Genomic DNA, 9,818 nt, shown 5'->3' with positions numbered 1-9,818 from the left:
CTCGTTGTTCAGTTTTCAAGGAACAATGTCGTTCTCATCTCATCTTGCGAGTGTGACTCGAACGTTTTGTTTTTGTGTGTCTGTCGCGATCTCTCGCGGCGACAAGAAATAATATACCACGAATCGACAAAGTATTGCAAGCTTTTTTTGAAATTAATTTATACCTTTTTGTATAGCACTATATACAGCTAATCTTTAAGCTCTATATACCACATGAGGTATATCCGCTTCCTACTATATATAATGACAATAACTCACTTGCTTTATTCATTAAAAACAATTTTTCTTACTATTTAAAGGAGATCCTTCAAATAACAATTAATAATCATCCATTCGCTTTAATGCGTCCTCCTCCATAATCGTTTGTATATCGTCAGCTATTATTGTAATAATCGGATAATATGAGCTTTCGGCTCTTTTGATTGCTTTCTCCTTAATATACTTTGCTTTACTCTCTGCAGATTCTTCATCGTAAAACAAAATGATCGCATCAGTTTTTTGCAAAATTAGCTGATCTCTTGCTTGGAATTGCCATGGCCCAGCATAAGGTTGCTGACTAACTACAGCAAAATGATCTAGCTTTCCTTTTATTTTGTTGAAGTATGCTTTCCGATCCTCCTTCCAATTTTCCTCTTGATTCATAAATGCCTGTATCATCGATACTTTAATATGTGGGTAATCTGTTTTACGTAGCATAAACAGCACCTCTGCTGCCCATAAATCAAATCCGTATGTTCCCGTAATAATAAACCATTCTGCTCCCTCCTCTATAAGAGGGATAACCTTCTTATAAAAGGCCTGTCTTATAAATCGTATCGCCTCATGCTTCTGATTAAATATTCCTAACTCGTGTGCGGCATAGCCCGCAATAAATACATTCTTCATATAAATCCCTATACTCCTATATCGAACTTCAATTAATGCTGCTTCTATATGTCATTGTACTATTTAAATGAAATGTCTGTTTAACGCTTTAGCATCTATCAAACGAATTTCAACCTCAAATCGTAAATTTGTCTCCTCTTTATTTACTTCACTTTCCTATATAGTATCCCTTGTATTCATTATTAGAAAAACAGAGAGGGGTTTTTTGAAGTGAGTAAAATGAAAAAAACGCTTTTGCTGCTAGCAGCTGCCATTATGGTATTTACACTAGCTGCATGTAGCTCTAGCAACAACAATTCAGGTAACAATGCAACAAACAGCAATTCATCTGGCACATCTAGTAATTCAGACAACTCAAGTAAAGCATCCGGCGAAACGGTTGAACTATCTTTCTGGACGCTAGGTAATACCAACTACGAGGATCTTGCTAATCAGTACATGCAAGACAATCCGAACGTAGTTATTAAAATTCAAAACACTGGTGACCAAACTGCTCACCATAATAACTTAACAACAGCTTTATCTGCTGGCTCTGGTGCTCCAGATATTTTCCAGCTTGAAATTGGCTTTATGGAGCGTTTTCTAGCTGCTCAAAATTCATTCTACAACCTAAATGATCTAGGTGCTGCGGATGTTAAAGCTAACTTCCTTGATTGGAAATGGGCACAAGCATCTTCTGTAGATGGCAGCTTCCAAATCGGTCTTCCTACGGATATTGCTCCTACTGTTGCTTACTATCGTACAGATCTACTTGAACAAGTAGGTCTTCCTACGGATCCAGTAGAGTTCTCTGCACTAATCGATACATGGGATAAATTCGCTACAGTAGCTAAGCAATTTACAGATGCTACAGGAATCCCTTTTGTTGATTCTAGAGACTTGATCTACAACGCAGTACGTGACCAGGCTGACGGTCAAATTTACTTTGACAAAGAATCTCGCGAGTTTATCGGTAATACCAATCCTCAAGTGAAAAAAGCTTATGACTTCACGATTAAAGGAATCCAAGAAGGCTGGGTAGCAAACTATGCACTATGGGCAGCTGATTGGACACAAGCTACAAACGATGGCGGCTTCGCTGTACTTCCTGGCCCAGCTTGGATGCTAGGTAACATTAAAAGTAACGGCCCAGACTCTTCTGGATTATGGCGTATTGCTCAGCTTCCTGAGGGATCAGGCAACTGGGGTGGTTCATTCCTAAGTATTCCTAAGCAAACAAAGCATTCTGAAGAGGCTTATGCATTTATTGAGTGGATGACTTCTCAAGAGCAACAGCTAAAAACCTTTACGGTAAGTGGTTTAATGCCTTCAACTCCTGCACTATTTGAAGCAGCTGAATTTAAAGACCATACAGATGAATTCTTAGGCGGCCAAGCTTCTGCTGCTGAATTTGCTTCTGCTGCTGAGCGTGTAGCACCAATTTATTATGGCCCGCTTCACGATCAAACAGACTCTTACATTAAAGAGGCCATTCAAAACGTTCAAGAGAAGGGTGCAGACCCTCAAGCTGAATGGGATGCAGCGATCCAAAAGATCGAAAACCTAATTAAACGTAGCTAATCTCTTCTGATATACGACCATTCAAGATCGCGGGTTTTTCCTGCGGTCTTGAATTATTAAATCACTCGGAGGTGCCTCATGGCCACTACTGCACAGACATCAGTAAAAACTGCAGTACCTAAAAGAAGGTTATCTGAGCGTAAGCGAGATAATCTCTTTGCTTATTTGTTTATATCGCCGTTTTTTATCATCTTTGGTATCTTTGGACTCTATCCGATCTTGTTTACCATCTATCTTTCCTTTTTCAAATGGGACGCTCTTAACCCGATGAAGTATATCGGCTTGCAAAACTATCAATTTGTCCTAGAGGATTCAATATTTTGGACTTCATTCTCTAATACATTATTAATTAGCGTCATGGGTACAATCCCACAGCTCATACTAGCACTACTTATTGCTATATTTCTGAATTCCGCATTTACAAAGTTTAAGCAGGCCTTCCGTGTATTGTTCTTTATGCCGAACATTACCTCAATCGTTGCTGTAGCTCTCGTATTTAGTGCGATCTATAGTAACAACGGAATGGGTAACTGGCTGCTTGATATCTTTGGCCTAGATGCTGTTGCATGGAATTCAGGCTGGTGGGGCGTTAAAATTGCCATTGCTACAATGATTATGTGGCGCTGGACAGGATACAACATGGTTATTTATTTATCTGGTCTACAAAGTATTCCAGCTGACCTTTACGAAGCAGCAAGAATTGATGGAGCTGGTCGTTTTCAGCAAATGATCCATATTACTTTGCCGCTACTTAAACCTTTCATCATCTTTACCGTTATGATGTCAACAATCGGTTCACTTCAGCTATTTACTGAGCCTTATGTATTCTTAGGTCAATCTGGAACGAGTTCCTTACGTTCTGAAGGAATAACGATGGTTAACTATCTATATAGCGAAGCATTCAGTAACAGCTTCTTCGGTACAGCAGCTGCAACTGCCGTCATCTTATTGGTCTTTACAATTATGTTCTCCATGATTAATATGTGGGCTTCTAACAAGCTTGGTGGAGATACGGAGGGATAATACAATGAAAGCTAAAATCGGAGATCAGCCTAGCTCTTTTACAACGATATTCTACTATTTGTTTTTAGGAATTGGTGCCATCATATCCGTATTCCCATTCTATTGGATGTTCGTCATCGCTTCCAATGAACGTGGTGCTGCATCACATATTCCACCTATCATAACAATTGGTAATCAGTTTATAAACAATTTCAACCGTGCCTTAGAAAAAACTGAGTTTTGGACGGCGTTTGGTAACTCTCTATTTGTTTCTACCTTAGTCACCGCGTCTGTTGTTATCTTCTGTTCTCTAGCTGGCTATGCATTTGCAAAGTATAACTTTAAGTACAAAAACTTTTTATTCTTTTTCGTGCTTGGTACGCTATTTGTTCCACAGCAGCTAAGCGTTCTTCCAACGTATGTCATTATGGCTAAGCTGCAATGGATTGATACGTATAAAGCATTAATTGTTCCTGCGATGGTCAATGCGTTCGGTATATTCTGGATGAGACAATATATTTCAAGCTCTGTTCATTCTGAGCTTCTGGAAGCAGGTAAAATTGATGGGGCAGGTCATTTCCGCATATTTAGAACGATTGTGCTTCCAATCATTACGCCATCTATCGCCACATTAGGTATTTTTACGTACTTAAACACGTGGAATGATTTTTTCTGGCCTTTAGTCGTTCTGAAGGATAAAAGTCACTATACCATTCAAATTGCTTTGCAGCAGCTGTTCACGACACGTGACGGTCTAGACTTTGGTATGATTATGTCTGCTACCTTTATGGCAACTCTACCACTGCTCATCGTATTCTTGTTGTTCAGCCGCTGGTTTATTGCTGGATTAACTTCAGGTGCCGTAAAAAGCTAGTTTAGAAAAATTGACAAAGATATATATTTATTGACATTACGATATCTGTTCATGTAGAAATAGGAGAAGGTAGTCTTAGGGAGCGTGACCATAGTGAAGCTTAGACGTAAAATTATGCTTGCCAATATCCTTCTAGTTTTTATCCCTGTTATTGCAATGGGGACTATTTCTTACTTTAACTTTTCTAATACAATTACGACCAAAACGAGTCATTTTTATCGCATGTCCTTGTTAGAAACTGATCGGAAGCTAAGCTACGCATTAAATGAGATTAACTCTATCTCTAACTCAGCAATTACGCAATCTGTTATACAGCAAACGTTAAAAATGCAAAACGATATTACCAATTATGATGTTAAACAAAAAATCAATATTTTGTTAATAAATCATCCTATGGTGCATTCCTTTCGCTTGTATTCGAGAAATCGGTTGGTTTACAGTTATAACTCAGCGGAATCATTAGTTGACCTTAGAGCACAGCCCTGGTATAACGCTATGGAGAAGGCAGATGGTGTGCCGATTTGGTCAGGACCAGGAGAAAATGGTTCTGCAGCTGAAGACCAACCTATTCTCATTCACTCAAGGGTGATTAAGGATTATTACTCATTAGAAGATATAGGCTCTATTGTTCTTGAGATAAAAGCAAATTTGCTTGATCAAGTATTTTGGGAAACCGCGACAATGGAGCAAGGTAATATCCTGCTCATTAACAAATCAGGAACGATTGTCTATGACAAGTCAGGAGAGAATATAGGAGACCGTGTCTCTTTTCCTTTCCTTAACGATAAATATGAAAGCGCTAATAATAGTTTTATTGACAAATATAACGGGGTTAAATCATCGATCACGTATCTAGAGTCTCAGCAAGCAAACTGGTATCTCGTCGCGATTACTCCAACTGCGGTATTGCAGGCTGAATCGATACCGATTCGCAATACAGCGATATTGCTCGCTGCTTTTTCTTTAATTTCTGCATTATTGTTTGATAAGTTTTTTGTTCGTCGTCTGATTAGAAGGATCAACAGTACGGTAAGTGGTATGCGTCGTGTAGAGCAGCGACAATTTAAGCAAATCCCTACTGAGCATACCTCCAGGATTGATGAAGCGGATATGCTTGTCCTCGGCTTTAATCGCATGTCCGCACAAATGGAAGAGCTGCTTCATCAGATAGAAGTAGAACAAACGATGAAGAAGGAAGCTGAGCTGCAAGCGCTTGTATCTCAGATCAATCCACACTTTATCTATAATTCCTTAGAATCGATTAACTCGATGGCTGTATTACAAGGGAATAAGGATATTAGCAAAATGGTCATTTCACTTGGACGTTTACTTCGCATTAGCATTAGTGAAAATAAAGAGCTTATTACCCTGCAGACCGAATTTGAGCATGTGCTGCATTATATGAATATACAGAAGTTTAGATTTGAGGATAAATTCGAGTATACCTTTGATTTACCTGAGCATTTGAAATCCTACGTTACTCAGAAGCTTATTGTTCAGCCTATTGTTGAGAATGCACTATATTACGCGATCGAACCAATGGAGAATAAGGGCTATATTCATGTAAAAGCCTCCGAAGGTAAACAAGAAATTTGGATCGATATTATCGATAATGGGCCTGGCTTTAGCGAAGATGTGCTGCAAAATTTATGGACAAATGTAAACTACAAGAGCTCCAAATATAAAGATAGCAGTGTAGGCTTACGAAATGTACATGAACGTATCCGTATTCGCTTTGGGGCGCCATATGGCATGATGATCTGTTCCTCTGCTGGACATGGTTCTGTTATTCGTATTAGAGTGCCAAAAATATTACCTACTCAGCATAATATGGTAATCCATAAGTGAGGGTTTGAGATGCGAAAACTAAAAGATATGAAATGGATTGTTCTCTATATTCTTATTCTTGCGACAACGATCATTTATAGTGTTCCTAAAGGCAATAGCCAAGCGACGATTACCCAAACTGATAAAGTAACGATTACATTTCGTCACGTATGGACGCAAGAGCATGATCTCCCGATGATGAATATTTTTCAAGATGTCGTTCGTGAATTTGAAGCCACGCACCCTAATGTAAAGGTTAACTTTGAAGGGCTAGATCAAACAAGCCATCGAGAGGAAAAGCTTAAAAGCGAAATGGTAACCGGAACACCTCCCGATATGTTCGTGTTATTCGGTGGTGCAGAGCTTGATCCCTATGTAGGCTCTAATCGACTGCTTGATCTTACTGATTTTGTTGAAGAGCATCAATTGGATTTTATAGATCTTAGCTTATGGACGTATGATGGACATGTATATGGTCTTCCCTTCGAAGGGCATGCACAGCCGCTGTTTTACAATAAGAAGATCTTTAATCAGCTCAATCTAACACCACCAGCTACGATCGATCAACTAAATGAAGCAATAAGGCAACTGAAAGCTTACGGCTACATCCCTTTTACATTGGGAAATAGTGATTTGTGGCCAGGTAGTATATACGCTCACTATTTAATGGATCGCTATGCAGGGCCTGAGCTTATTCAAGCTATAGCAAAGGGCGAGGCATCCTTCGTTAATAAAGAGTATCTTCATGCGTTTAACCAGCTTCAGGATTGGAGTCGCGACAATGCGTTTAACAATAACTTTGCGCAAATCTTATCGGTGAACGCCATTCACTTGTTTAACTCAGGTCAAGCGGCTATGTATCTTAATGGAAATTGGGACATCACTCTTTTTCAATCAACTGATGGCACAGATTTTCAACAGGATATTGGTGTTATTCCATTTCCATCCCTTCATAAGGATGAACGTCCCTCCATTGTAGGAGGCTATACAATCGGCATCGGTTTATCGGCAAATTTATCAGGCTTACAAAAAACTGCTGCATTAGAGCTGATGCAGGCCTTTTATACAGATGAGGTTCAAAGAAGAATTGTATATGAAGCCGCTCGATTACCATCTATGAACATGACGTACGATGTAAACAAAACTGGACCAGTGTTCGAACAGGTTGTTGAGCTGCTTGGGGAAAGTGATAAATTGTTCCTCGCTTATGATAATGTCTTATCACCTGAAGTAAGAAAAGCATTTTGGACGATAAGTGACCAATTAATTAAATTAGAGATCACAAGTGAAGAAGCACTAATTCAGCTCGAAGAAGCATCTAAGCTATATTTTAATGTGATCAATAACTATGGAGAGGAATGGGATGGCAATGAATAGCTATACAGCACTTCTTGTCGATGATGAACCAATTATATTAAGAAGCTTATCTTATGCCATTCCTTGGACGGATCTACACATAACGAATGTACTTACTGCTAAAAATGGCGAGGAAGCACTAAAACTATTCCACGAGCATCAGCCTGACATCATTATTAGCGATATTCGAATGCCTACCTTAAATGGAATCTCGCTTATGTCAGAAGTGATGAAGCGTAAGGAGAATCTAATCTTTATCGTCATTAGCGGCTATGGTGAGTTTGAATATGCAAGAGAATCTCTAAAACACGGCGCTACAGGATACCTGCTGAAGCCTATTGATCATGATGAGCTAACGGCTATGCTCGAAAAATCCATACAAAAGCTGAAATCACAGCAGGAAGCCACTCAAGAAAGCCAGCAGCTTCTTGATTCAGTGAATACGTTATCGTTGCTTGCAAGAGAAAGAATGTTTGCTGAGCTTATTGAAGGTAATCAGCGTGCATTAAAGCATATCAATTGGTTAGATGACCAATACCTGCAGCAGCCATATTATATGATGGTTGTACAGCTGGATCATATTACGACTTTTAATAAACGCTGGAGTACGGACGAAAGAAGGCTATGGTTGTTTGCTGTTCGTAACATACTTGAGGAGTGGTCAACTAATAATCAAGCTTTGGCCGCTTTTCCGCTTCATAGTGGAGAATGGATTCTGTTCTTTAAGAATATGCCTGATGATCATAAGAAACAGCTCGCTGAAGACATTGTACTACATGTTAAAAAGTACTCTAAGCTATCTTGCTCTGTCGGAATAAGCGCAATTGTCCATAGCTTAGAGCAGCTGCATCATGCATATATTAGTGCTTGTGATGCGCTGCATCAACGCTTCTATGCAAGCACGGAGCATGTCTTTATTGATCAGGATCAGGATGAAGACATGCTAACACAATCCACTTCAGGATGGCAGTATCCAAAATGGTTAGAAAAAAATATTATTGATAGTATACGAACGTTAGAATTCGCATCTACTCGTGAATATCTGCAGCAGCTTAGATTAGAGCTTGAACGTGGTAATCTTACTAAAGATGCTCTCATCCGTTATATTGTGGAGATTGCTGTCATTACACGAAGAGAATTTGAACATTTACAAATCGAGCTACCTTCGACAGTAGATGTACTCATTCAGCATTTGATGGAATCCGATACGTTAGAGGAAGCTATTACTGCACTAAGCAAAGCTGTTGAGCAGTGGATTAGTCATTTTGAAAACCAGCAGCACAATGAGGAAGGGCCAGCACTCATTGAAAGGGCAATCTCCTATATAAAAAACCATTATCACAATGATATTGGTATTGATGAAGTATGTGAGTTTATTGGACTGAGTGCGAGTCATTTCTGTACATTATTTAAGCAAATTACTGGATCTACATTTTTAGAGTATGTAACAAACTGCCGAATTGAAAAAGCTAAATATCTTTTACTTCATACTGAGGTTAAAGTTTATCAGCTTGCCCCACTAGTCGGTTATCAGGACTCTAAGTACTTTACCCAAGTGTTTAAGAAAATGACAGGCATGACACCGTCAGAATATCGTGTGACTGCAGAGACAACTTAAACAGGTTGTTGCCGTAAATCATTAATATTGCGGGGATTTAGCATAGTTGCTAGATCTCCGCATTTTTGTCTCTATTATATGTTTTCATATTGATTTCCACACATTCGGCTCATTAAACCAAATCCTCACTGACTCGGCTCTACGCAATCACCATGCATCATCACTACATTCGCACAACAAAAAAGCCTACTGCATACGCAATAGGCTTCCTTCGTGCTTGGCAACGGCCATTCCGCACCGGTTGTTTAACATCGTGACTACACTTCCTTGATTAACATCATGTTTTAACCTCAAGGTCGGCGTCTGAATCATCCTATACTACCGCTGCCTCATCTTCGAATATACGTCGATCAGATTCAGACACTCTCCTGAATTACCGCAATGACTTCCTCAGCAAGACACTCGCACTAATAGGTGACTATTTCACACGCCATATACTAATCTATACAAATCAACTCTAATCATCTTGTTGCTGCATTACTCATAAAGTAGTCAGTTCAACAATCTCATTACTCTAAACCTCACCGACTGAGCTCTACGCAATCCTCTACGCAATCACCATGCATCAACACTACATCCGCACAACAAAAAAAGCCTACTGCATACGCAATAGGCTTCCTTCGTGCTTGGCAACGTCCTACTCTCCCAGGACCCTGCGGTCCAAGTACCATCGGCGCTGAAAGGCTTAACGGTCGT

7 protein-coding genes are annotated in these 9,818 nt (G+C 39.5%); 6 read left to right on the top strand and 1 reads right to left on the bottom strand.

The annotated features are described in order from the left end of the window. Window positions 1-318 precede the first annotated feature (318 nt). Window positions 319-885 carry an SLOG family protein gene (locus M3180_RS22145; RefSeq protein ID WP_251671587.1) on the bottom strand — a complete coding sequence of 189 codons (567 nt, stop codon included), beginning with the start codon at window positions 883-885 and terminating at the stop codon, window positions 319-321. 210 nt (window positions 886-1,095) lie between these two features. Here M3180_RS22145 and M3180_RS22140 point away from each other — a divergent pair, with 210 nt between their 5' ends. From M3180_RS22140 to M3180_RS22115, 6 genes are all read left to right on the top strand, one after another. After that, window positions 1,096-2,445, top strand: a complete 1,350-nt coding sequence (locus M3180_RS22140; protein WP_432806968.1) for an ABC transporter substrate-binding protein — start codon at window positions 1,096-1,098, stop codon at window positions 2,443-2,445. Between the two features lie 78 nt (window positions 2,446-2,523). After that, complete coding sequence (locus M3180_RS22135) at window positions 2,524-3,468, top strand: carbohydrate ABC transporter permease (RefSeq protein WP_251671584.1); 945 nt, start codon at window positions 2,524-2,526, stop codon at window positions 3,466-3,468. Window positions 3,469-3,472: 4 nt separating this feature from the next. Continuing rightward, on the top strand, window positions 3,473-4,321 hold the full coding sequence (locus tag M3180_RS22130; protein ID WP_251671582.1) for a carbohydrate ABC transporter permease: 849 nt from the start codon (window positions 3,473-3,475) through the stop codon (window positions 4,319-4,321). Between the two features lie 93 nt (window positions 4,322-4,414). Then, entirely contained in the window at window positions 4,415-6,169 is a 1,755-nt protein-coding gene (locus tag M3180_RS22125) for a sensor histidine kinase (RefSeq protein ID WP_251671580.1), read from the top strand. A gap of 9 nt (window positions 6,170-6,178) precedes the next feature. After that, a complete protein-coding gene (locus M3180_RS22120; RefSeq protein ID WP_251671578.1) occupies window positions 6,179-7,525 on the top strand; it encodes an ABC transporter substrate-binding protein in 1,347 nt (448 codons plus the stop codon). After that, complete coding sequence (locus tag M3180_RS22115) at window positions 7,512-9,122, top strand: response regulator (RefSeq protein WP_251671577.1); 1,611 nt, start codon at window positions 7,512-7,514, stop codon at window positions 9,120-9,122. Before M3180_RS22120 ends, M3180_RS22115 begins: the two co-directional genes overlap by 14 nt. Window positions 9,123-9,818: the final 696 nt, after the last annotated feature.

The sequence above is a fragment of the Paenibacillus camelliae genome (assembly GCF_023715345.1).
GTDB classification, from domain to species: domain Bacteria; phylum Bacillota; class Bacilli; order Paenibacillales; family Paenibacillaceae; genus Pristimantibacillus; species Pristimantibacillus camelliae.
This window is presented reverse-complemented; position numbering and strand designations above follow the sequence as displayed.

Coding starts and splice junctions, on each gene's coding strand:
- M3180_RS22145 (WP_251671587.1), bottom strand. CDS start 885: ATGAAGAATGTATTTATTGCGGGCTATGCCGCACACGAGTTAGGAATA.
- M3180_RS22135 (WP_251671584.1), top strand. CDS start 2,524: ATGGCCACTACTGCACAGACATCAGTAAAAACTGCAGTACCTAAAAGA.
- M3180_RS22130 (WP_251671582.1), top strand. CDS start 3,473: ATGAAAGCTAAAATCGGAGATCAGCCTAGCTCTTTTACAACGATATTC.
- M3180_RS22120 (WP_251671578.1), top strand. CDS start 6,179: ATGCGAAAACTAAAAGATATGAAATGGATTGTTCTCTATATTCTTATT.
- M3180_RS22115 (WP_251671577.1), top strand. CDS start 7,512: ATGGCAATGAATAGCTATACAGCACTTCTTGTCGATGATGAACCAATT.